General features: G+C 69.0%; 21 protein-coding genes and 2 rRNA genes. 16 read left to right on the top strand and 7 right to left on the bottom strand.

The window, feature by feature from the left end; translation table 11 throughout:
- The coding region (locus N4P33_RS16455; RefSeq protein WP_260827365.1) for an FAD-binding oxidoreductase at positions 1-1,397 on the top strand (1,397 nt) is incomplete at its 5' end.
- A 41-nt stretch (positions 1,398-1,438) separates the two neighbouring features.
- Here N4P33_RS16455 and N4P33_RS16450 read toward each other — a convergent pair.
- From N4P33_RS16450 to N4P33_RS16435, 4 genes are all read right to left on the bottom strand, one after another.
- Entirely contained in the window at positions 1,439-2,167 is a 729-nt protein-coding gene (locus tag N4P33_RS16450) for a phosphatase PAP2 family protein (RefSeq protein ID WP_260827364.1), read from the bottom strand.
- A 225-nt stretch (positions 2,168-2,392) separates the two neighbouring features.
- On the bottom strand, positions 2,393-3,394 hold the full coding sequence (locus N4P33_RS16445; RefSeq protein ID WP_313904519.1) for an NlpC/P60 family protein: 1,002 nt from the start codon (positions 3,392-3,394) through the stop codon (positions 2,393-2,395).
- A gap of 65 nt (positions 3,395-3,459) precedes the next feature.
- Positions 3,460-5,172: a serine/threonine-protein kinase gene (locus tag N4P33_RS16440; RefSeq protein ID WP_260827362.1), complete on the bottom strand. Its 1,713-nt coding sequence runs from the start codon at positions 5,170-5,172 to the stop codon at positions 3,460-3,462.
- Positions 5,173-5,220: 48 nt separating this feature from the next.
- Positions 5,221-5,661 (bottom strand): ATP-binding protein, encoded by a 441-nt coding sequence (locus tag N4P33_RS16435; protein ID WP_260827361.1) that lies wholly within the window; start codon positions 5,659-5,661, stop codon positions 5,221-5,223.
- A 194-nt stretch (positions 5,662-5,855) separates the two neighbouring features.
- On the opposite strand from N4P33_RS16435, the gene N4P33_RS16430 reads away from it, so the two are divergent.
- The 11 genes from N4P33_RS16430 (at position 5,856) to N4P33_RS16380 (ending at position 17,927) form a co-directional block, all read left to right on the top strand.
- The gene (locus N4P33_RS16430) at positions 5,856-6,701 is read left to right on the top strand and encodes a helix-turn-helix transcriptional regulator (RefSeq protein WP_260827360.1); all 846 of its coding nucleotides are present in this window, start codon (positions 5,856-5,858) and stop codon (positions 6,699-6,701) included.
- A gap of 11 nt (positions 6,702-6,712) precedes the next feature.
- Complete coding sequence (locus N4P33_RS16425; protein ID WP_260827359.1) at positions 6,713-7,042, top strand: DUF397 domain-containing protein; 330 nt, start codon at positions 6,713-6,715, stop codon at positions 7,040-7,042.
- 115 nt (positions 7,043-7,157) lie between these two features.
- Entirely contained in the window at positions 7,158-9,269 is a 2,112-nt protein-coding gene (locus N4P33_RS16420) for a PrsW family intramembrane metalloprotease (RefSeq protein WP_260827358.1), read from the top strand.
- A 55-nt stretch (positions 9,270-9,324) separates the two neighbouring features.
- Positions 9,325-9,762: a hypothetical protein gene (locus N4P33_RS16415; RefSeq protein ID WP_260827357.1), complete on the top strand. Its 438-nt coding sequence runs from the start codon at positions 9,325-9,327 to the stop codon at positions 9,760-9,762.
- A gap of 307 nt (positions 9,763-10,069) precedes the next feature.
- Positions 10,070-10,459, top strand: a complete 390-nt coding sequence (locus tag N4P33_RS16410; protein WP_260827356.1) for a contact-dependent growth inhibition system immunity protein — start codon at positions 10,070-10,072, stop codon at positions 10,457-10,459.
- Between the two features lie 329 nt (positions 10,460-10,788).
- A complete protein-coding gene (locus N4P33_RS16405; RefSeq protein ID WP_260827355.1) occupies positions 10,789-11,097 on the top strand; it encodes a hypothetical protein in 309 nt (102 codons plus the stop codon).
- 201 nt (positions 11,098-11,298) lie between these two features.
- Positions 11,299-12,108 (top strand): hypothetical protein, encoded by an 810-nt coding sequence (locus tag N4P33_RS16400; protein ID WP_260827354.1) that lies wholly within the window; start codon positions 11,299-11,301, stop codon positions 12,106-12,108.
- Positions 12,098-13,432, top strand: coding sequence for a hypothetical protein (locus N4P33_RS16395; RefSeq protein ID WP_260827353.1), 1,335 nt, complete (start codon positions 12,098-12,100; stop codon positions 13,430-13,432). Before N4P33_RS16400 ends, N4P33_RS16395 begins: the two co-directional genes overlap by 11 nt.
- Positions 13,429-14,985 (top strand): SCO6880 family protein, encoded by a 1,557-nt coding sequence (locus N4P33_RS16390; protein ID WP_260827352.1) that lies wholly within the window; start codon positions 13,429-13,431, stop codon positions 14,983-14,985. The genes N4P33_RS16395 and N4P33_RS16390 overlap by 4 nt, the downstream gene beginning before the upstream one ends.
- Before the next feature lie 14 nt (positions 14,986-14,999).
- Positions 15,000-16,412 (top strand): ATP-binding protein, encoded by a 1,413-nt coding sequence (locus N4P33_RS16385; protein ID WP_260827351.1) that lies wholly within the window; start codon positions 15,000-15,002, stop codon positions 16,410-16,412.
- A gap of 21 nt (positions 16,413-16,433) precedes the next feature.
- Entirely contained in the window at positions 16,434-17,927 is a 1,494-nt protein-coding gene (locus N4P33_RS16380) for a type IV secretory system conjugative DNA transfer family protein (protein WP_260827350.1), read from the top strand.
- A gap of 12 nt (positions 17,928-17,939) precedes the next feature.
- Here the strand turns inward: N4P33_RS16380 and N4P33_RS16375 are convergent, their stop codons facing one another.
- Positions 17,940-18,482, bottom strand: a complete 543-nt coding sequence (locus N4P33_RS16375) for a GNAT family N-acetyltransferase (RefSeq protein ID WP_260827349.1) — start codon at positions 18,480-18,482, stop codon at positions 17,940-17,942.
- A 93-nt stretch (positions 18,483-18,575) separates the two neighbouring features.
- Here N4P33_RS16375 and N4P33_RS16370 point away from each other — a divergent pair, with 93 nt between their 5' ends.
- Genes N4P33_RS16370 through N4P33_RS16355 form a run of 4 tightly spaced genes read left to right on the top strand, consistent with a single transcriptional unit; the run spans position 18,576 to position 22,205 of the window.
- Positions 18,576-19,496 (top strand): ABC transporter ATP-binding protein, encoded by a 921-nt coding sequence (locus N4P33_RS16370; RefSeq protein ID WP_260827348.1) that lies wholly within the window; start codon positions 18,576-18,578, stop codon positions 19,494-19,496.
- Positions 19,493-20,278: an ABC transporter permease gene (locus tag N4P33_RS16365; RefSeq protein ID WP_260827347.1), complete on the top strand. Its 786-nt coding sequence runs from the start codon at positions 19,493-19,495 to the stop codon at positions 20,276-20,278. The genes N4P33_RS16370 and N4P33_RS16365 overlap by 4 nt, the downstream gene beginning before the upstream one ends.
- A 17-nt stretch (positions 20,279-20,295) precedes the next feature.
- Positions 20,296-21,540: a sensor histidine kinase gene (locus N4P33_RS16360; protein ID WP_260827366.1), complete on the top strand. Its 1,245-nt coding sequence runs from the start codon at positions 20,296-20,298 to the stop codon at positions 21,538-21,540.
- Positions 21,537-22,205: a response regulator transcription factor gene (locus N4P33_RS16355; RefSeq protein ID WP_260827346.1), complete on the top strand. Its 669-nt coding sequence runs from the start codon at positions 21,537-21,539 to the stop codon at positions 22,203-22,205. Before N4P33_RS16360 ends, N4P33_RS16355 begins: the two co-directional genes overlap by 4 nt.
- A gap of 48 nt (positions 22,206-22,253) precedes the next feature.
- Here N4P33_RS16355 and rrf read toward each other — a convergent pair.
- Positions 22,254-22,370 (bottom strand): 5S ribosomal RNA (gene rrf / locus N4P33_RS16350).
- A 78-nt stretch (positions 22,371-22,448) separates the two neighbouring features.
- A 23S ribosomal RNA gene (locus N4P33_RS16345) occupies positions 22,449-22,680 on the bottom strand; the annotation flags it as partial.

Here is a 22,680-nt window from a genome sequence, read left to right as displayed (position 1 = left end):
CCGCCCTCGCCCGAGACCTCGACGGCCCCCTCATCCGCCCCGGCGACGCCACCTGGCCAACAGCCCACCGCCTCTACAACACCCGCTTCGACACCCTCAAACCCGCCGCCGTCGCCTACGTCCAGCACGCGGACGACATCCGCACCGCCCTCGCCTACGCCCGCCGCCACACCACCCCCCTCACCATCCGTAACGGCGGCCACTCCTACACAGGCGCGTCCTCCGCCGACAACGCCCTGATCATCGACGTATCGAAGCTCAACACCATCCGCGCCACAAAAGCCACCGCAGTGATCGGCGCCGGCGCCAAACTCATAGACGTCTACCGCGCCCTGGCCACCCACGGCACCACCCTCCCCGGCGGCTCCTGCCCCACCGTCGGCCTCTCCGGCCTCACCCTCGGCGGCGGCCACGGCGTCACCTCCCGCGCCTACGGCCTGACCTGCGACAACCTCACCGCCGCCACCCTCGTCACCGCCGACGGCAAGCACCTCACCGCCACCCGCACCGACCACAAGGACCTCTTCTGGGCGCTCCGCGGCGCCGGCAACGGCCACTTCGGCATCGTCACGGAGCTGCACTTCACAACGCACCCGGCCCCTCAAAGCGTCACCGCGTACCTCACCTGGCCCTGGCGGAAAGCCGCCGCCGTCCTCGACGCCTGGCAGCACTGGGCCCCCACCCAGCCCGACGAGATCTGGTCCTCACTCCACCTCTCGGCCACCCCCGGCCGCACCCCCACCGTCTCCGTCGCAGCGTTCTCCCTCGGCTCCCACGCCGACCTCCAGAACGCCGTGGACCGCCTCGCCGCCCGCATCGGCGCCCCCGCCACCACCGTCTCGCTGCGCCGCCGCTCGTACGAGGACGCGATGGAGCTGTACGCCGGCTGCTCGTCCTTCTCCGACGACGCCCAGTGCCACCTCCCCGGCACCACCCCCGGCCGTTCCCCGAAGGGCGCCCTGCGCCGCGAGACCTACGCGGCCCGCTCCGACTTCTTCGACCGCGCGCTCGGCAAGGACGCCATCCGCACGCTGCTCGCTCAGCTCTCCACCGTCCGAGGCGGCTCGGCCAGCATCTCCCTCACGGCCCTCGGCGGCGCGGTCAACCGCGTCTCCCCCACCGCCACGGCCTTCGTCCACCGCCGCTCCCGCATGCTGGCGCAGTACATCGCGTCCTGGAGCGAGAAGACGTCCGGCGCCCCCGCCCAGGCCTGGCTGGCGTCGGCCCACAAGGCGATGCGCCCCCACGCGTCCGGCGCCGCGTACCAGAACTACCCGGACCCGACCCTGAAGAACTGGCGCAAGGCGTACTACGGCGAGGCGGCCCCGCGCCTGACGGCACTCAAGAAGAAGTACGACCCGAACCGCGTCTTCGCGACCCACCCGCAGTCGCTGTAGGGAGACCAGGCGGGCCAGGCAGCCGTACGCGCGTACCGCGGTTACGCGGCCAGATCCCGCTCCTCCGAAGCGGCAGCAGTGCCCGACGCCTCACTCCGAGCCCCCGGCATCACACCGCCATCCCGCCGCAACGCCTCCCCCCGCGCGCCCCGCGCGGAGATCAGCCACCCCACCCGAGGCGACCGCTCGATCGCACGCGTGACCGGCGTCAGCAGCGCCATGGCCACCGGCGAGAGCAACAGGGCGACGGCCGTACCGAGGGCGAGCCCGCCGACGACGTCGGTCGGGTAGTGAACGCCCATGTAGACGCGGCAGAACCCTTCGAGCAGCGCGATCCCGATGCCGACGAGCCCGAACTTGCGGTTGGCGACGAACAGCCCGACCGCCAGCGCCATGGTGATCGTGGCGTGGTCGCTCACGAACGAGAAGTCGTTCTTCCCGGACACGAGGACCTCAAGCCCCTGGTGATCCTTGAACGGACGGGGCCGCTCGACGAACCCTCGTATCGGCACATTCACCAGCACCGCGACCCCGGCGGCGAGCGGCGCCCAGACCAGCGCGGCCACGGACGGCGCCGCGTCCTCACCGCCCCTGCGCCGCACACCCCACCAGCACCACAGCACGAGCAGCACCATGGCGAGCAGCAGCCCGTACTCACCGACGTACTCCATGATCCGGTCGAACCACGGCGGCGCGTCCTTGGCGAGGCCATTGATGTCGTAGAGCAGGTCGACGTCGGGGTTCGACCCGGATTCGGCGAGTCCAGCCATGGTGCTGCGGCCCCTTCGTCTCTCTCCCGGCGCACCGTGCGCACGCCGTTACTGCCCACCCCCGTGGTCTGTAGATCCGCTCGTCAGATCCGTTCGTCTGCCCGGGCTACGACAACAGGAACGCACGGCCCCCGTTGATACGTTCCACACTCCACTGAATGATCACTCAGACGTTATCGAAGAGAGACTCATCACCGCAGCTCAGGGGGCTGCTTCACGCTCCGCTCACACCGTCGTGGGGAGTGCTTTCGCGCCATCTTCGGTGACGCGGGTGGCTCCGAAGTAGTCAGGGGTGTCGATCGGGTCGAATCGGATCACAGCCCCCGGACGGGGCGCGTCGATCATGTACCCGCCTCCGACATAAATCCCCACATGCCGGATGGCCCGGGAGTCGCTCAAATCGTCCGAGAAGAACACGAGATCCCCCGGCAGCAGCTCATCCCGCTTCGGATGCGGCCCGGCGTTGTACTGATCATTGGCCACCCGCGGCAGCTCGATCCCCACACTCTCGTACGCGGCCTTGGTCAGCCCGGAACAGTCGAACCGTCCGCCCTGCTCAGCCGTCCCGTTCCCGCCCCACAGATAGGGCGTCCCCAACTTCTTCTGCGCATACGCGATCGCGCCTGCGGCCTGCCGGGAGGGATCCACCCGCCCCACCGGCGCCGCGAAGCTCTCCTCCAAGGCGCGGATGTTGCGCACGTAGTTGCGCGTCTCGGTGATAGCCGGGACCCCACCGGCGTCTATGACCCTGTACGGCCCTGAGTTGTAGGCCGCCAGCATGTTGTTCGTCGGGTCGCCGGGAACATCCTTCACATGCCGGGCGAGGGCGCAGTCATATGAGGCAGCCGAGGGAATCGCGTCCTTGGGGTCCCAGATGTCACGGTCGCCGTCACCGTCCCCGTCGATACCGTAGGCCGCCCAGGTCGAGGGGATGAACTGAGCGATACCGCGAGCGTCCGCGTGACTGACGGCGTCCGTCTGCCATCTGCTCTCCTGATAAAGCTGAGCGGCAAGGAGAGCCGGATTGATCGCCGGGCACAAATTGCCCCACTTCTGGACGAGTTGCTGGTATGCAGCGGGCACAGTCCCCTTGGCGAGCGCCTTCGCGCCCCCGGCCACACCGGTGGCGAGGTTTCCTGCGACGACATAGACGCCTACGACGAGCAGCATGACGAAGCCCAGTCCCGCCGCGACCGCAGCCCCGGCGGCAACCCACACTTTGCCCATGCTCCAACTCTCCCCCACACCCGGGCCGACGAGTGGTCATTTTCGGCCATGTTGATTCCATCGGCCTACTGTGCGTGGAAGCCGTCGCAGACCACCGACGTGAAGTCGTTGACATCCCTGACGTGAAGATAGAGGACAGTCCAGTCCCCGGGCGCCTTGGCCACGGGAAAAGCCTCCTGGTACTTCTCCCCCTTCACATAGCTCGCGAAGTCGTCCGGGTACGTCAGGGTTGTCGTGCCGTTGCTCCCCGGGGTCTTGTAGACCTGGTACATGTCGATGGGCCGACTGACGAAGCCCAGCTCCGTGTTGGCTCCCGCTGCGTTGTCCAGGGCCTCCCCGGTGACCGGGTCGACAGGGTGCGGCGGTTTTACGGCGACCGACATGTAGTACGTCTCGCCCGGCTCGGGGCCCGCGTACTTCAACCGGAGGGTGATCTCCAACGGCCCGGACGTGTACGACTGACCGCCGTTCACCGGGACAACGGAGTACTGAACGTGCTGGTTGAGTTCCTCCGCGGGCAGGTTGCACTGCTGGGTCTCGCTGGACCACATGTCGCGCACCAGTTCCCTCGCCTCGACGTAGGCCGGCGGCTGGGCACCGGAGTCTCCGCCCGCCGAGTCCGCGGATGCCGACGCCGTGGCGCCTGGACGGGCGGCCCCGGTCGTCTCCTTGCCGCCCGCGCCCCGGTCGCTGCTGCCCCGGTCAGGCCACAGCACGAACGCCGCCGTCACGACCCCGGCCGCCAGCGTGGCCGCCACGGCGATGAGCCATGGCGCGCGAAGGCGACGGGCGGGTGCTTGAGAAGGGTTTACGTAGGTGGGCGTATACCCCGGCCCGTACGTGGGCGCCGACGTCGGCAGCTCGTGCAAACCCGCCGCCGGTGGCGGAACGACCGGAGGTGACCCGGCCTGAGCGGCCGCCGGAAGAGCCTCGGCCAAGGCGACGAGTCCCGCGTAGAACGAGTCCTCTACGAGGGCCGCCGCCACCCGGCACCGCGCGATCACCTCGCCGAGCTGCGGACGCGACCCCGGATCCTTGGCCACGCAGAGCTCGATCAGCCCGGCGAGTTCGGGCTCCACGCCGGCGAGATCAATGGGTTCGTGCACCGCGCGATAGCTGACCGTGGCCGGTTCACCGACCCCGAACGGAGGCCGGCCTGTCGCCGCGTAGGCGATCGTCGCCCCCAGCGCGAACACGTCGGCGGGGGGCCCGACCTCATTGCGCATCAGTACCTCGGGCGCGGTGAAGCCGGGTGTGCCCGGTGCGGACCCCGCCTCGGTGAGGGCCGTCTGCCCGACCCCGCGCGCTATGCCGAAGTCAATGAGCTGCGGCCCTTGCGCGGCGAGGAGCACGTTCTGCGGCTTGAGGTCCCGATGCGTGACCCCTTGCGCGTGCACGGCCGCGAGCCCCTCCGCCAGCGCCGCGAACAGACGCCGACAGGTGTCCGGTGGCATAGGCCCTCTCGCGCCCACCGCCTTGCTCAACGTCGGACCTGATACGTATTCGGTCGCAAGCCAGTAGGGCGGCGCCTCCAACGAGGCATCGATCAGGTTCGCCGTGTACGCGCTCCGGACCGCGCGCACGGTCTCCACCTCACGCCTGAACCGCGCGAGCGCCTCGGGGTGATCGGTGATCTCGTCCCGGATCACCTTGATCGCCACCAGCCGGCCGCCGGGCGAGCGTCCGAGATAGACCTGCCCCATTCCGCCTGCGCCGAGGCGGGCCAGCAGCAGGTACACGCCTATCCGCGCGGGGTCCTGAGCCTTCAGTGCGTCCACGGCACCGACCTTGCCACAGAGACTGGTTGATGGGGGCGGGTCCCGGGATCACGGTCCGCGCCAGCCGCACTCGGCCCACAGCACCTTCCCGCAGGAGGATTCCCCGGGTTGACCCAGCAAGGAAGCACCCCAGGAGTCGGCGTACGCCCGGACGAGGGCGAGACCCCGCCCACCCTCGCAGGCTCCGTGCGGCATGGCACCGTGCACAAGGCCGGCGCCGAGGCCGGACGGGATGGTCACGTCTTTGTCCCACACGCCCACGCGAAGCTGTCCGGCACCCACCGGACGGATATGGAGCGCGTAGGGGCCACTGGTGTGCACGTGGGCGTTGGTCAGCAGCTCCGACGCGAGCAACTCGGCGGTGGGGGCGAGTTCACCGAGCTCGTACGCGGCCAGGACACAACGCAGGGTGGACCGGGCGATCCCCGGTGAGCGTGGATCGCGCGAGAGGTGGAGGGTGTAGGACCAGGGCGGGGATACGGTGGGCATGGAAGTCTCCGGTCGTCGGGGGTAGTTACGGATGGGCCCAGTGGCCTGCCGGTCCGTCGATCGGTGCGCTTCTGGGCGGTTGGGCGCCTGGAACTAAGCTAGCGGCAGCCGTAAAAGCCTTTACACATTCCTGAGAGAAACCCGAATACTTCACTCGTGTGAGTGACACGCACGGCAAGGAGGCGGACCAGCCCGTGAGAAGCAATCCAACGGGCCGCCAGCTGCGGTTGGGTGCTGAGCTGCGCAAACTGAGGGAGCGCGCGGGTCTCACCGCCGTCGAGGCCGGTCAACTCCTGGGCATCAAGGCGAACCAGATCAGCAACATGGAGGCCGGACGCGCAGGCGTGAGCCCCGAACGGGTCCGCACCATGGCCTGCCACTACGACTGCGCCGACAAGGCCCTCGTCGAAGCGCTCGCGGGGATGACGGGCGAGCGCAAGCGCGGCTGGTGGGAGGAGTACCGCGAGATCCTGTCGAACGGCCTGCTGGACCTGGCCGAACTCGAGCACCACGCGGCCCACCTGCGCAGCTGCGTGACCGTCCACATCCCCGGCCTGCTCCAGACCACCGACCACGCCCGCGCGCTGTTCCGCCAGGTCGTACCCGACCTCTCACCCCCCGACATTGAGCACCGTGTCTCGTTCCGCATCAAGCGCCAGACCGTGATCTACCGGGACCGGCCGACACCGTACCTGGCGCTCATTCACGAAGCTGCGCTACGGATGCAGTTCGGCGGGCCTGCCACGGCCTCCGCGCAACTACACCACCTGCTGGAGATGAGCGAGCGGGAGCACATCACGCTCAAGGTGATCCCGTTCGCCGCGGGAGGCTTCCCGGGTTCGGGGCAGTCGATCTTCTACTCACGGGGACCCGTACCCCAGCTCGACACGGTCCACCTCGACCAGTCACACGGCCCCGTCTTCCTCGACGCCGAGGCCCAGCTCGACAAGTACCGCGTCCTTCTGGAGCGGGTGGAATCCCGAGCACTCGCCCCCGAGAAGTCGCGGGACCTCATCCACACCGTCCTCCAAGACATCTGAAGGGACCGGAGATGCCTCAGCTCACCTGGCAGAAGTCCTCGTACTGCGGCGAGGGCGACTCCTGCGTACACGTCGCCGCCACCCCCCAAGCCATCCACATAACCGAATCCGCCGACCCCACCGGCGCCGTCCTCACCACCACCCCCGACGCCTTCCGCACCCTCCTCCACGCACTCAAAGGCGCACAGGGCCACCACCCCCGTATCCACATCACCACCACAGAGGACGGCACCGTACGCCTCCACACCCCCGGCGCCCCCACCGTCACCACCGACCACCACAATTGGACCGCCTTCGTGCTCGGTGTCCGTGCCGGTGAGTTCGATCACTTCGTGAACTGAACAGCCCAGTCCAGACCGCTCCAGCCAGAAGTTGATGTCAACTCGCCCACAAAAGCGGGAGTTGACCACCTAGCATCGCCTCACTCTCACGATCGCCGCTCGGGGTGGGGTGTCAGTGACGTTGGTGATGGCGGCTGCGGCCGTATGGGGCGTACTGCAACTCTTCGTCCTCTCCTCGCCCACACGCTCGGTGCGTCTGTCGACCGTGCTGCTCGCGCTAGTCGTGGGCGTGTACGGCTGCGGCGTCGCGACCGCGCTGGTGGAATTCGCCTACACCCGCCTCTACGCGGAGCAGTCGGGGCAGTCGCTGGTGACGGTCGTGAACACCACCAGCTACACCGTGGCGCCCTGGGTGGAGGAACTGATCAAAGTTTCTCCCCTGCTGCTGGTGGGGTTGAGCGCGAGGGTCCGCCGCCAGTGGGGATTGACCGACTTCGTGGTCGTGGGCGCGGCCCTGGGCGCCGGGTTCGGACTGCTGGAGGCCGTACTCCGGTTCGGCCTCGACGCGGACCGGGCGATCACGCGGGGCGAGGGCTGGATCGTCCCCGACAGCTTGTCCCCGCCCTATGTACCGGGCCTCGGGCAGGTACTCACCTCCTGGCTCCCGGCACCATTCAGCCAACTCGAGCTGGGCGGGCCCACCGTCACGGAAACGTTCACGCACCTGGTGTGGACCGCCCTGGCCGGCTTCGGGGCCGGACTGCTGTGGCGCGCACACGGTTGGATACGACTGCTGTCGTTGCCGCCGATCCTGGCCGCAGCCGTCCACCACGCCGTGAACAACTACGCGGTGGAGGAACACACCGAAGAGGCCAGGCAGCGCCTGGAAACCCTGGACGGTCTGGCCTGGGCGGCACCGCTCCTCTGCCTGGCCATCGCCATGGCCGTCGACCTGCGCCGGCTCCACCGCGGCAAGCGCACCGTACCCGGCGTGCTCCTCGCGTCGGAACAAGCCGAAGGCGACAGCCTGGGAGCCCTGCTGCGCTACGCGACCTGGCGGCTGCCATGGAGCCTGCTGATCGTCCTGCGCTACGTCAGGCTCCGGCGCTCCCTGCTGTACGCCGCCGCGTCGGCGCCGCCCGACGCCATCGAGGAACTACGCGGAGTGGTCACGGGGATCACCGCCCGCATGGACGCCTCCGACAACCAGAGCGCCTGGCAGGCCCTGAACATCCGCGCATACCTGAAGGCCCTCCGAAGAGCCCGCCGCTCGCGCGGGCGATGGCTGCTGCTGATCCCGTGCGTTCTCATGCTGCCCGCGCTGCTGTTCCTGGTCGTCGGTTCGTTCACCTCCACCGCCGGTCTGCAGGAGTTCTTCAGCACCGGTGCGGGACCGGAGATCCTCATGGGCTTCGGCATAGCCGCACTGGCCTGGATCGCCTACCAGCTCACGGTCCTGCTGCGCAGCTGGCGGCAGGTGTCGGCACAGCCGATGGGAGAACTGCTGGCGGCCCACCGCTTCCGCCTGGGCATAGCCATGGGAGCGGCGACCACCGGCGTGTTCCTGCTCTGGCGCGGCCTCGGCGACGCGGGTCCCGACGGCAGAGCCGTCCGCACACTCCACCTGCTCGACGCCCTGAACACCTTCCTGGTCTACCTCGGCTTCGCGCTCCTCCTGCTCTCCCTGCTCGCCCTGTTCCCCCCGGGAGGCCTCGCCCTCGCCGGAGGCGGAGCAGTCAGCGCCCTCACAGCCGAAGCAGCGCTTGGTGCGGGCGTACTCGGATCTGCGGGTGCTGTACTGATGGCGGTCGGCGCGGGAGCAGCGGGGACGAGTGAGCCGCCCGGCGGCCATCGTGGTGACGTCCCACAGTGGCTGCGCGACAAGTGGAATTCGGGTAGAGAATTCAACATGGAAAACTGGCCGCGATACCCGGCCAATGAAGTCTATCTTGAGAACGGCAAATGGCTTGACTCGTATCGACCCGGAAAGGAGATAGTCTCGCGCAAGCGGACGCAGATAGCACAGATCACGCCGAAAACGTTCAAGAACTATTTGCGCGAGATCAGGCAGAAGTACAAGGCGGGCACAAAGATACCGGACACACCAAAAGCGCGGGCTAAATATCCGCAGCTGATCGGAAAGCCCCTGAAAGGGAAATACTATTTGGAAGTCCCTGTCCAGTCCCAACCTGTACCAGAATGGGCGCTCAGGGAAGCAGCGAAGCATGGTGTGATAATCCGAGACGTACAGGGTTTCGTCTACCGACTACCGAAGGGCGCGGGCTGAATCGGCCATGATTTGGAGCTACTGCGAGCAGTGGAACAACCTGACAGAGACTCCCATGATTCCGCTCACGCCGGAGCAGGCTCGGAACCGTCACAGCTCCGGCGAACTCTATACCGCTGTCGCATCCCCCCGAGAAGGGACCGCACCGGAACTGAGGGTAGAAATGCGACTCGAAACAGGCTACGCCTCGGTCGTCTTCATGGACGAGTACGGCCGCGACACGCTCGATTACACGTTCACCCTCATCAGCGGGGCACTTTTCCTGGAAACGGTGAGGTCGTACAGTTACGGACACTCCCAGGAACGCGGTGGATACGCGGATACGGATCGCACGGAAACGTACGAGTTCACAACCAACGGCGTTGTGCAGCGTACGGTCGAGGTCGACGGTCAGGAATCCACGGAGAGTCGGCATGACATTGACGTGTCCACCAACTGGGAGCCTGTCCCGGATTTTGGCGCCTACTCCTCACTGATCCGGCGCGAGCGCTAGGGAGATCGTCCGCTCGCCTCGCTTTCCCAGCCAGGGAAGGGTTACGCATGACTGAGTCCAGCTCCGGACAGCGCTTCTATGAGGTCAGCCAGATTCTGACGGCGTACGCACGCAGCGGTTTCACCTACTCGGACGCCGCCGAGGTTCCCGGTCCCGGTTTGGCCCCCACCTCAAGGTCGTGGCCCGCGACCCCGCTCGTGGCGCTGCGGCCGTGTAGCAGCTCGACGATCTGCTCGCCGTCGGACTGTTCGCGGAGGAGATCGCCGACGAAGTGGATGCGCTGCCACGCATACAACCGCCCGCGGGAATGAGCATCGAGGACTGTCTGCACATCGCGAGGGAGCATGTCCATCGGTCTCTGCTGGGCCTGTCCCAGCGAGTGAAGCCACAGAACGAGCGGGAACGGCAAGAGCGGTTTCCAACCTTGGGTCGGCTGCTGGGCGCGTACTTCTGCCAGGACTTCCCCGACTGGTATGCCACGTGGGAGGAGGCCATCGACGACTACCTCAGCGCCATGGACGAAGAGGAAGCAGAAGACACTGCCGAAGAGATCGCTGACCTCCTCGCCCTCGTCGACTCGAACCAGGAGCTCGCCCAGGCGACAGACATACTGGGGCTCGAACACCGTCCCCCCAGAGGCATGACACTCCGGCGGTGGCTCGAGAGCATGCGCCACCGGATCACATCCACGACCTGAGCGCCGCCTTGAGCTCCGCCTCCCCACAGGAGCCACGATGCCGGTCGGCGTCCGTCCGTATCGACGCCCGTACCAACATGGCAAAGCCGCCGCCTCATCGTTGCCCCGAGTTACCCCGCGTGATACACAGAGTGACGATACGACTCTTCACCCATCGGACCGCGCCCCTCCCGGAGACCGGCGCGCGCCGGTGGCAAGCTATTCGTACGAAACCCGCCAACGGATGACGCCAAGTCGACATACGACAGCGGCATCGTCGGCGAGAATGAGGCCTGACCTCTGCACGACCGCAGAGGATGCGGAACTACCCAACAGGGGCGGTGACTTACATGCTCTTTGCGGCCGAAAAGGGAGACATCAACACCATCATCGGCGGGATCGCTCCGGACTGGGGCCCCTTCGGCAGCCTGGGCAACGAGGCGAGGGTGATGATCGAGGTGGTGATGGCAGTCGCCATCCTCATCTGCCTCGGCATCGCCATCTGGGGCGCCGCCAAACAGCGCATCGGAGCGACCGCGCTGCGGGACACGTTCAGCGCCGAACAGGGCAAGGGCCTCATCATCGCGGGCCTGACGGGCGTCTTCATCATCGGCTCACTCGGCACGCTGTTCACCATCGTGTACGGCATGGCCGTGTAGCCCCCGCACCACCGCTTCCGACCGGGCCCGCCCGGCACCCCCTCCATCCCACCCGCCCGTCGCGCCCACCGGCTGAGGTTGCGTTTCCCTGATGTCGAGTCACCACACCGCGCCCGCGCGGGAACCAGCACGGCTACCGTCGTACGAGGAGTACACGGAGTACGAGGTGTTTCCGCACGACGTCGAGGGGGCGTACGCGGTATGAGTCTCGGTGACGGTGAATCGGGCCAGACCCGCACCCGGATGCCGGAAGGCGGCGGTGACCTGTACGGCGGTGCGCGCAGAGGCGGCCGCCGGTCGTCCTCGCGCAGCCTCGTGACGGTCGTCGGCGTCGTCGTCCTCCTCATCGCCGCGATCGCCTTCGCGAACCGCGGGGGCGGGGATTCCGGTACGGAGGGAGACACCGCCGACTCCCCCAAGGCAGCGGCAACAGCCCCTTCGGGGGAGAAGCCCGTGGACTCCAAGGCAGCCGGCATCCCATCGGGCTTCGCCCATGACCGCCAGGGGGCGGAGAGCGCGGCGGCGAACTATGCGGTGACTCTCGTCTCGGCCGACATCCTCAAGCCTGCCCGACGGTCCGAGATCGTCCGTCAGGTGTTCGTCGCCGACAAACAGGCCTCCCTCGAGGACCGGTTCAGCAAGGCGTACACCAAGGAGTTCCTGAGCAACATCGGCCTCGACGAGAACGGCAACGCTCCCCAGGGCAGCACCTACGTCTCCCGCACGATGCCGATCGGCACCAAAGTCACGAGCTACTCGGACACCACCGCCACGGTCGAGGTCTGGTGCACAGGCGTGTTCGGTACTGCCGGCGAGAAGACGACCAACCCCGTCAGCAGCGACTGGTTCACCATGACGCTCCAGCTGCGCTGGGCGGCTGACGACTGGAGGGTCGACAGCTTCTCGCAGAAGGAGGGTCCCGCGCCCGTCCCCGGAGACGACAAGGCGTCCACCGCCGAGGAGATGGCCAAGGCCGTCCAGGAGTACGGAGGCTTCACCTATGCCCGGTAGCCCGCGCCGCGTACTCAAGGTCGCTGCCGCCGTCACAGCCGTTCAGGCTGCCGTCCTGCTGTCGGCCGCGCGCGCCGTCGCCGCGCCCACCCCCTCCCCGACGCCGACACCGACTCCCTCGGGCGACAACTGCGATCTCATCGTCGGCCCCGCCAAGGAGTACTGCGAACGGGGCGAATCCGGCGGCGGCTCCTCCGGAGGAACCGGTGGAGGGCTGAGCGACCCCACCTCCACCCTCGACCCCCTCTCCTCCCTCGCAAAGGGCTGCGCCGACGCCGCCTCCTGGACCATCAAGAAACTCAGCGCGGCCGTAGAAGACACCGCGAACGTCGACTTCACCAACCCCACCTTCCTCCAGCAGTACGCCGTCGTCTTCGCCGCCTCCACGATCCTCACGCTTCTCCTCTGGCTGCTCGCCGTCGCCAAGAGGGCCGTCCGAGGCGTCCCCCTCGCCACCGCCCTCTCCGAAGCCATCGGCTTCCTCTGGCTGACGGTCCTCGCCAGCGCCTTCACCCCGCTGATCCTGTACACCGTCGTCTCCGCCACCGACGGCATCACCGAGGTCCTCGCCAACGCCACCGGCGACCAGACCGACACGTTCTTCGGCACGTTCGCCGCCGCCCTCGAAAAGGGCGAGGACATCGGCGGCGGACCGATCATGCTGATCGTCGTCTCGTTCGTGTCGATCCTCGCCGCCGGCGTCCTCTGGCTGGAGCTCGTCATCCGCGCCGCCCTGCTCTACGTCGGCGCCCTGCTCGGCACCGTCGTCTACGCGGGCCTCGTCGACAAGAACCTGTGGGGCCACGTCCGCCGCTGGGCGGGCATCATGATCGCGGTCATCCTCGTCAAGCCCGTCATCGTGATCGTCCTCGGCCTCGCCGGCGCGCTGTCCGCCGACGACGGCCCCGACGCCTTCTCCGCCGTCGTCTCCGGCCTCGCGATCATCCTGCTCGCCATCTTCGCCTCGGCGATGATCTACCGCTTCGTCCCCGGCTTCGGCGACGAGATCGCCGGCTCCCGCAACAACCGCATCATGCAGGGCGCCGAGAGCAAGGCCGCCGCCGTCATCAGCTCCCCGGCCACCCTCGTCGCCCAGGGCATCAAGACCCACAGTTCCCGCGCCCACCACAACAACGACGGCCCCCGCCCCTCCAACCCCGCCTCCGGCGGCGTCGCCGCGCACAGCTCGCGCACCTCCGACGGCGGCGGCGGAACTGTCCCCTCCGCCGCACCCGCACCCCGCGCGAGCAGCCCGGTCAACACCCCGCACGCCAGCAGCACCCGCAACAGCAGTACCAACCGCACGGGAGGTGAAGGGCGTTGACGACCGAGTCCCACGTGTCCCATCCGGTCACGCCCCGCCGTACGTATCTGATCGGCCGCGCCCGGCCGAACGCGATCATCGGCCGCAACCGCGAGACCGGAGAGATCGCGCTCATCGTCGTGGGCGCGTTCCTCGGCATGATGTGCGGGCTCCTCGTCCCCGTCCTGTCCCTGCGCATCGTGCTGCTCGCGGGCCTGCCGATGCTGGCCCTGGCCGCCGTGTACGTGCCGTACAAGCACCGCACGTTCTACAAGTGGTTCGAGATCAACCGCAGCTACAAGCGCACCCTGCGCACCGGCGCCACGTATCGCTCAGGGGTCGTCGAGGCCGGCACCCGGCTCGACGGGCGCGAGGTGGAGGTCGGGCCCCCGCCCGGCATCGGGCGGATCACCTGGCTCGCCGCGCCCTTCGGGCCGGACGAGATCGCCGTCCTGCTCCACGCCGACCGCAAAACCGTCACCGCCGCCATCGAGATCGAGGGCCCCGGCGTCGGCCTGCGCGACTCCGAGGACCAGGAAGCCCTCGTCGACCGCTTCGGCACCCTGCTCAAGCACGTGGCCAACGGCGACGGCTTCGTCACCCGCATCCAGATGCTCGCCCGCACCCTCCCCGCCGACCCCGACGCCCACGCCAAGGACGTCGCCGTACGAGGCGACGACCGGGCACCCGCCTGGCTGCAGGAGTCGTACGACCAGCTGCAGTCCATGGTGTCCACCAGCAGCGAGCAGCACCGCGCGTACCTCGTCGCCTGCATGCACTACAACCGCGAACTGGCCGCCGAGGCCAACGCCGTCGCGCGCGCGGTCCGCACCCAGGGCGGCAAGGTGGACCGCGACGCGGGGCTCGCCGTCGTCATGGCCCGCGAGCTGACCGACATCTGCTCCCGGCTCCAGGAGGCCGACATCCGCGTACGGCAGCCGCTCGGCCAGAGCAGACTGTCCTCGCTGATCCACTCCATGTACGACCCGGACCACCCCATCGACCACATCCAGGCAATGTCCCAGCGCAACGCCTGGCCGGCCGAACTCGACGCCACCGAGCCGACCTTCCTCCAGGCCAAGACCCGCGAGTCCGCCACCCGCGCTCCCTGGTGCCACGCCACGGCCTGGGTGAAGGAGTGGCCGATGACCCCGGTCGGCGTCAACTTCCTCGCGCCCCTGCTCGTCCACACCCCCGACGTCATCCGGACGGTCGCCGTGACGATGGATCTCGAGCCCACCGAGGTGGCCATCGAACGCATGCTGACCGAGAAGACCAACGACGTCGCCGAGCAGTCCCGCGCCGCCAAGATGAACCGCACCGTCGACCCGCGCGACATCGCCGCCCACTCCCGCCTCGACCAGCGCGGCGAGGACCTCGCCAGCGGCGCCGCGGGCGTCAACCTCGTCGGCTACATCACCGTCTCCTCCCGCTCCCCCGAGGCCCTCGCCCGCGACAAGCGGACGATAAGGGCCTCGGCCGGAAAGTCGTACCTGAAGCTGGAGTGGTGCGACCGCGAGCACCACCGCGCCTTTGTGAACACACTCCCGTTCGCCACCGGCATTCGAAGGTAGGGGCTGAGCTGAAGATGCGGGACCCGCTCTCCGTCATCACCGACGCCTTCACCTCCTTCCTCTTCGGGAAGGTGGAGACGACCCGGCTTCCGGTACGCACCTCCACGGGCCAGGCCCAGGCGGTCTACCTGCCCACCGCCGCCCCCGGCCTCGGCGACTCCGGCGTCATCATCGGCCGCGAGGTCTACTCCGGGAAGGGCTACATCTACGACCCCTTCCAGCTCTACGGCCAGCAACTGCCCGCCCCGCACTGGCTCGTCCTCGGCGAGTCCGGCAACGGCAAGTCGGCCCTGGAGAAGACCTACGTCCTGCGCCAGCTGCGCTTCCGCGACCGCCAGGTCGTCGTCCTGGACGCCCAGGGCGAGGACGGCGTCGGCGAATGGAACCTCATCGCGCAGGAGCTGGGGATAACTCCCATCCGCCTGGACCCGATGGCCGCCCTCGACCACGGCATCCGCCTCAACCCCCTCGACCCGGCGATCACCACCACGGGCCAGCTCGCGCTGCTCCGCACGATCATCGAGGTCGCGATGGGCCACGGCCTGGACGAACGCTCCGGCTTCGCCCTGAAGGTCGCGCACGCCTACGTCAACGAGACCATCGTCGAACGCCAGCCGGTCCTCTCCGACATCGTCGACCAGCTCCGCCACCCCGAACCGGAGTCGGCCGAGGCGATGAACGTCGCCATAGACGACGTACGGGCGTGGGGCCTGGACGTCGCCCTGGTCCTGGACCGCCTGGTCGACGGTGACCTGCGCGGCATGTTCGACGGCCCGACCACGGTCGGCATCGACCTCGACGCCCCGCTGATCGTCTTCGACCTGTCCCACATCGACCGCAACTCCATCGCCATGCCGATCCTGATGGCGATCGTCGGCGTGTGGCTGGAGCACACCTGGATCCGCCCCGACCGCAAGAAGCGCATCTTCCTCGTCGAGGAAGCCTGGCACATCATCAACAGCCCGTTCGTGGCCCAGCTGTTCCAGCGCCTGCTGAAGTTCGGCCGCCGGCTGGGTCTTTCCTTCGTCGCCGTCGTCCACCACCTCTCCGACGTCGTCGACGGCGCGGCGGCGAAGGAGGCCGCGGCCATCCTGAAGATGGCGTCGACACGGACCATCTACGCCCAGAAGGCCGACGAGGCGAGGGCGACCGGCCGGGTGCTGGGTTTGCCCAGGTGGGCGGTGGAAATCATCCCCACGCTGACACCGGGCATCGCGGTGTGGGACGTCAACGGCAACGTCCAGGTGGTCAAACACCTGGTCACCGAGACCGAACGCCCCCTGGTCTTCACCGACCGCGCCATGACCGAGTCCTCCGCCGACCTGGCCGACGACGACGCCCTGCGCGCCGCCGAACGGGAGGCGGAGGAACGTGCGGCGGCCTTCGTGGAACAGCACGTCGGCGACTCCGAATCGACGGTGGCGTAGGCACAGGGGGAGGGCGGACAGGTGAGACCGGAGGACCACCGGGCGCGGGACGGCCAGGGCGGCATCCCCGACGGGCTGCTGATCGGCATACTCGCCTTCCTCCTCGGCATGACGGTGCTGGTCTGGACGGCCACGGGCCTCGCCGGCCTCTTCACCCACGGCTCCTGGCCGGCCGGCGTCACCTTCGCCCGCACGCCGCTTGCCATGCGCCACCTCGTCGCCGAGCCCCACGACATCCCCGGCGCCTGGCCGGGAACCCCGTCCACCGACCTCTCGGGCTACGGCCTGTTCTGGGGCCTGTTCATCGGCCAGCTGATGATCCTGCTGGTCCTGACGGTGTTCGTCCTGGGGACGGTGGCCCGGTGGAGGGCGGGGCGGGCACGCCGGCGCGCGGAACGAGCGGCGGCACAGGAACGAGCAGCGACGGCACTCCCGGAACCGCATCCGTCACCGGCCCACCACGAGGTCCCGACGCCGAGACCGGCACCGGAGCCTGAACCGGCACCCGCACAGGAGACAGCACCGCAAGAAGCGTCGCCCGGCCTTCTATCCAACGGTGAACGGGCGGGCGGGTGGGAAACACACCGTGCCGAAGGCACGGTGCACTACGGCCCCCCGGCCACCCGCCACACCACCGCAACCCAAGCCGTACGCGACGCGGAAGGCCCCGCCCTCGTCCTCACCTCATCCCCAGCCCTCTGGCAGGACACCAAAGACGCCCGAGCCAAACTGGGCCCCACCCACCTCTACGACCCCACCCACCTCTGCGACACCCCGTCCCGCCTCCACTGGTCCCCCACCACCGGCTGCGAGGACAAGGACACCGCGGTAGCCCGCGCGGAAGCGCTCCTCACCCCCGTACGCCCCACCTCCCGCCTGGACCAAGCGCTCACCGACACCGCCCAAACCCTCCTCCGCAGCTACCTCCACGCCGCAGCCATCGACGGCCGCACCATCCGCCACGTCCACCGCTGGTCCCAGGGCACCCAGATCCAGGACGCCGTACGCATCCTCCGCACCAACCCCAAAGCCGCCCCAGGCGCCGCCGGCGAACTCGAGGCCGCCCTCACCGCCCACCCCGAACGCCGCGACATGGCGCAGCAGTTGACCACCCGCGCCCTCTCCGCGCTGTCCACGGTCAACGTCCGCGAGGCCTGCACTCCCAACCGAAGTGATGCCCTCGCCCTGGATTCCTTCATCCACGAAGGGGGCACGCTTTATGTGGTGGGTGAATCCATCGAGGACCCCCGCACCACCCCGGGCGCGATGCCCCTCCTGACGGCCCTCACCGCAAGCGTGGTCGAGCACGGCCGGCGCATGGCCGCACGGTCATCCTCCGGTCGGCTCGACCCACCACTCACCCTCGTCCTGGACGACGTGGCGGCCGTAGCGCCCCTCCCCCAGCTGCCGGAGCTCCTGACCACCGGCGCCGACCAGGGCCTGCCCACCCTCGCCCTCCTCCGCTCCCGCGAACAGGGCCGCGCCCGCTGGCCGCACGACGAACTCCCCGTGTGACCCGAGCCGGGCTCACTCCCGCTCCAGCACCAGCTCCACTTCCCGCTTCTCCGACCCCTCCAACGGCACGGTCACCCCACTCGGCTGGAACCCGACCCGGCGGTAGAACCGGTACGCCCGCCCGTTCTCCTCGTGCACGAACAGCCGCACCCGCTCCACCCCGTGCGCCCACGACCAGTCCAGCACCGCGTCGAACAGCACCTCCGTCAGCCCGCTCCCCCGCTCCTCGGGCCGCACGAACACCCCCACCAGGTGCCCCTGCTTGCACTCCACGGCGTGCCCGGCCCAGTCCGTCGTGCCCGGCTCCTCCACCAGCACCGTCACCGACCCGACCCACCGCCCGTCCGGCGCCTCGGCGATGATCTGCTGCGCCGAGTCCGCCCCCTCGGCGGCCCGCGCCGTCCGCTCCCGCCAGTAGTCGTCGGTGCGCGCGACCGCCTGCTCGTACGTCTCCAGATACGCGAGGTGCGCCACCGGATCGCGCAGCGCGATCAGCCGCAACTCCTTCACCTGGAGCCATTCCTCGGCACGGACGGACCTGATCACGTAGCTCATGCGGCCACCGTAGTACCCGGGTACGACGACCTCACCCGGTTAACCGCCCCCGGTCCGACGCCCCGCACCCCCGCCGCGGACGAGCATCGAAGCATGATTACGGCACAGAACCTCACCAAGCGCTACGGCGACCGGACCGTCGTCACCGACCTGTCCTTCACCGTGAACCCCGGCACCGTCACCGGCTTCCTCGGCCCCAACGGCGCCGGCAAGTCCACCACCCTGCGCATGATCCTCGGCCTGGACACCCCCACCCACGGCCACGCCACCGTGGCCGGCCGCTCCTACGCCGCCCACCCCGCACCGCTCACCGAGGTCGGCGCCCTCCTGGAGGCCCGCTCGGTCCACCCCGGCCGCACCGCCCACCACCACCTGCGCGCCCTCGCCCTCACCCACGGCATCCCCAAGCGCCGCGTCGAGCAGGTCCTCGCCCAGACCGGCCTCACCGAGGTCGCCCACCGCCGGGTCAAGGGCTTCTCCCTCGGCATGGGCCAACGCCTCGGCATCGCCGCCGCCCTGCTCGGCGACCCCGGCACCCTCATCCTCGACGAGCCGGTCAACGGCCTCGACCCCGAGGGCGTCCTGTGGATCCGCACCCTCCTCAAGTCCCTGGCCGCCGAGGGCCGTACGGTCCTGATCTCCTCCCACCTGATGAGCGAGATGGCCCTCACCGCCGACCACCTGGTCATCATCGGCCGCGGCCGGCTCCTCGCCGACACCACCGTCACCGACTTCGTACGCGACTCCGGCGCCGGCACCGTCAAGGTCGTCACCCCCGAGGCCGCCGCCCTCGCCGACCTCTTCACCGCCCCCGGCATCACCCTCACCGCCGACGCCCCCGGCACCCTCACCGTCCACGGCACCGACGCCGGACACATCGGCCGCACCGCCGCCGCCCACGGCATCCCCCTGCTCGAACTCACCCCGAACACCGCCTCCTTGGAGGAGGCGTTCATGAACCTCACCCGCGACGCGGTCGAGTACACCGCCACCCCGCAAGGAGCAGCCGCATGACGACCACGGCCCCCACCCCCGGCTACCGGATCACCCCGGCCCGAGTCCTGCACTCCGAATGGCACAAGCTGTGGACGCTCCGCTCCACCTGGATCAACCTCGCCGCCACCACCGCCCTCACCCTCGCCATGGGCATCGGCATCAGCGCTGCCTACGACGGCACCGGCGAAGGCGGCCTGGACACGGTCGTCTTCGTGCTCCTCGGCACCCAGTTCGCCACCATCAACCTCGCCGTCCTCGGCATCCTCGCCACCGCCGGCGAGTACTCCACCGGCCAGATCCGCGCCACCATGACCGCCGTACCGAGCCGCCTGCCGGTCCTGTGGTCCAAGGCGACCGTCCTGGCCGCGGTCACCTTCCCCCTCTGCCTGTGGACGAACCTGCTCACCTTCCCCCTCGCCCAGTCCTTCCTCACCGACACCGACCAGTCCGCCGCCCTCGGCGACCCAGGTGTCGTGCGCGGTCTCATCGGCAACGCGGCCGCCCTCACCCTCCTCGCCGTCATGGCCCTCGGCCTCGGCTCCCTCCTCCGCTCCGTCCCCCTGGCCATCGGCACCTACATCGGCCTGGTGATGATCCTCCCGGAGATCCTCGCCATGCTCCCCTACGACGCCGTCGCCGACTCCGCCCGCTACTTCCCCGCCAAGGCCCTGGAGTCCCTCACCGCGGCCCAGCCCCTCCCCGACCAGCCGACCCCGGCCGCGGCCCTCCTCGCCCTCACCCTGTGGGCAGCCGCCTCCCTGGCCGCCGCGGCGATTTCCCTCAGGCGCCGGGACGTATGACCACCCCACCCCGCACCATGGAGCCCGTGACGGAAGAACGCCGGGCCGAACCCCTGACCGAGTACGTCCAGCGCATACGACGACGAGCACGCGCCTTCGACCGGCGCCACCCCCTCCTGTGGGACCTGCACCTGACCGGCTTCTGGGTGACCGCCGCCCTCATCGACTACGTGGGCGACGGCTGGCGCAACGTGGCCGCCGATCCGAACGTCCCCGGCCCGCTGATCCTCACCCTGAGCCTCGGCCTCTCGGTCCCGCTCCTGTGGCGCCGCACCCACCCGGGCGCGGTCCTGCTCGCCCTGGCCCCGTTCGCCCTCGTCAACGCCTGGACCGGCGCCCTCCTCCAGGCCGCCCTGCTCCAACTCCTCGTCATCTTCCACATCGCCCTGCGCCTCCCCCTGCGCCACCTGTGGTGGGCCACGGCCCTGGCGATCACCCCCGCCTTCGTCTCGGCCGCCCGCTACGGGGAGGGCGAATGGAGCCAGCAGATCGGCTCCCAGGCGACGTCCATCGTCGTGGCCGTCCTCATCGGCATCACCGTCCGGACCCGCCACAACTACACCGAGGCCCTGGAGGACCGCGCCCGCCGCCTGGAGATCGAACGCGACCAACAGGCCCAGCTCGCCGCCGCGGCCGAACGCTCCCGCATCGCCCGCGAGATGCACGACATCATCGGCCACAACCTGTCCGTCATCACCGGCCTCGCCGACGGCGGCAAATACGCGGCCACCAAGTCCCCGGAACGCGCCGCCCAGGCCCTGGACGCCATCGCCACCACCAGCCGCCAGGCCCTCGCCGAGCTACGCCGCCTCCTGGACGTCCTCAAGGACGATCCGACCACACCCCACCCCGCCGAGCTGACCCCCCAGCCCACCCTCACCGACCTCGACCAGCTGATCAACGGCGTCCGCAGCGCGGGCCTCCCCGTCCACACCACGGTGAAGGGCGAGGCGACCCTCCCCCCGGGCCGCCAACTGACCGTCTACCGCGTCATCCAGGAAGCCCTCACCAACACCCTCAAACACGCAGGCCCGAACGCCACCTCCGACATCACCGTCGTCTACGGCGACAAGGGCGCCGTCACCCTCACCATCACCGACACAGGCACGCCCACCTCGAGCCCGTCGCCCGACGGCCGCGGCCTGACCGGAATGCGCGAGCGAACAGCCCTGTACGGCGGCACACTTGAGGCCGGCCCACGCCCCCACCCCGAACAGGGCTGGCGCGTCCACCTGCACCTCCCGGAGGAAACCCCGCAGTGACCACCGTCCTCATCGCCGACGACCAGCCCCTCCAGCGCTTCGGCTTCCGGATGCTCCTGGAGAGCCAGGACGACCTCACGGTCCTGGGCGAGGCGACGAACGGCAGCGAAGCCGTCCGCATGTCGGCCGAACTCCACCCCGACGTGGTCCTGATGGACATCCGCATGCCCGGCATGGACGGCATCGAGGCCACCCGCCGCATCGTCGCCACCGGCGACCGCACCCGCGTCCTGATCCTCACCACCTTCGACCTCGACGAGTACGCCCACGCCGGCCTCCGCGCCGGCGCCTCCGGCTTCCTCATCAAGGACGCCCAGCCGGAGGAGCTGCTGTCGGGCATCCGCGCGGTGGCCACGGGCGACGCGGTAGTGGCTCCCAGCCTGACCCGCCGCCTCCTGGACGCCTACGCCCACCACCTGCCCACCGGCAGCACCCCCGAGGACACCACCCCGGACCCGCGCCTGACCGCTCTCACGGAACGGGAACGCGAAATCCTCACGGTCATCGGAAAGGGCTGGACGAACACCGAGATAGCGGCCCGCCTCCACCTGGCTGAGTCCACGGTGAAAACACACGTGGGCCGCATTCTCGCGAAGACGGGTTCGCGGGACCGCATCCAAGCGGTCATCCTGGCCTACGACACCAAGCTGGTGGAACCGTCCTGAAACGCAGAAAACCCCGCACCATACGGTGCGGGGTTTCCCGGAATGATTGTTCGGCGGCGTCCTACTCTCCCACAGGGTCCCCCCTGCAGTACCATCGGCGCTGTAAGGCTTAGCTTCCGGGTTCGGAATGTAACCGGGCGTTTCCCCTACGCTATGACCACCGAAACACTATGAAACATGTCAAACAACCGGCACATGGGGTTGTTCGTGGTTTCAGAACCAACACAGTGGACGCGAGCAACTGAGGACAAGCCCTCGGCCTATTAGTACCGGTCAACTCCACACGTTACCGTGCTTCCATATCCGGCCTATCAACCCAGTCGTCTACTGGGAGCCTTACCCTCTTATAGAGGTGGGAGTCCTCATCTCGAAGCAGGCTTCCCGCTTAGATGCTTTCAGCGGTTATCCCTCCCGAACGTAGCCAACCAGCCATGCCCTTGGCAGAACAACTGGCACACCAGAGGTTCGTCCGTCC

It is taken from the genome of Streptomyces sp. 15-116A, assembly GCF_025290915.1.
Taxonomy (GTDB): domain Bacteria; phylum Actinomycetota; class Actinomycetes; order Streptomycetales; family Streptomycetaceae; genus Streptomyces.
Note: the sequence above shows the minus strand (reverse complement) of the source record. Positions and strands in the feature narration are given on the sequence as shown.

Excerpts from the sequence above, each read along its gene's own strand:
- N4P33_RS16385 (WP_260827351.1), top strand. The coding sequence starts at position 15,000 with ATGCGGGACCCGCTCTCCGTCATCACCGACGCCTTCACCTCCTTCCTC.
- N4P33_RS16375 (WP_260827349.1), bottom strand. The coding sequence starts at position 18,482 with ATGAGCTACGTGATCAGGTCCGTCCGTGCCGAGGAATGGCTCCAGGTG.
- N4P33_RS16410 (WP_260827356.1), top strand. The coding sequence starts at position 10,070 with ATGAGCATCGAGGACTGTCTGCACATCGCGAGGGAGCATGTCCATCGG.
- N4P33_RS16450 (WP_260827364.1), bottom strand. The coding sequence starts at position 2,167 with ATGGCTGGACTCGCCGAATCCGGGTCGAACCCCGACGTCGACCTGCTC.
- N4P33_RS16415 (WP_260827357.1), top strand. The coding sequence starts at position 9,325 with ATGATTCCGCTCACGCCGGAGCAGGCTCGGAACCGTCACAGCTCCGGC.
- N4P33_RS16395 (WP_260827353.1), top strand. The coding sequence starts at position 12,098 with ATGCCCGGTAGCCCGCGCCGCGTACTCAAGGTCGCTGCCGCCGTCACA.
- N4P33_RS16435 (WP_260827361.1), bottom strand. The coding sequence starts at position 5,661 with ATGCCCACCGTATCCCCGCCCTGGTCCTACACCCTCCACCTCTCGCGC.
- N4P33_RS16400 (WP_260827354.1), top strand. The coding sequence starts at position 11,299 with ATGAGTCTCGGTGACGGTGAATCGGGCCAGACCCGCACCCGGATGCCG.
- N4P33_RS16425 (WP_260827359.1), top strand. The coding sequence starts at position 6,713 with ATGCCTCAGCTCACCTGGCAGAAGTCCTCGTACTGCGGCGAGGGCGAC.
- N4P33_RS16370 (WP_260827348.1), top strand. The coding sequence starts at position 18,576 with ATGATTACGGCACAGAACCTCACCAAGCGCTACGGCGACCGGACCGTC.
- N4P33_RS16365 (WP_260827347.1), top strand. The coding sequence starts at position 19,493 with ATGACGACCACGGCCCCCACCCCCGGCTACCGGATCACCCCGGCCCGA.
- N4P33_RS16360 (WP_260827366.1), top strand. The coding sequence starts at position 20,296 with ATGGAGCCCGTGACGGAAGAACGCCGGGCCGAACCCCTGACCGAGTAC.
- N4P33_RS16445 (WP_313904519.1), bottom strand. The coding sequence starts at position 3,394 with ATGGGCAAAGTGTGGGTTGCCGCCGGGGCTGCGGTCGCGGCGGGACTG.
- N4P33_RS16405 (WP_260827355.1), top strand. The coding sequence starts at position 10,789 with ATGCTCTTTGCGGCCGAAAAGGGAGACATCAACACCATCATCGGCGGG.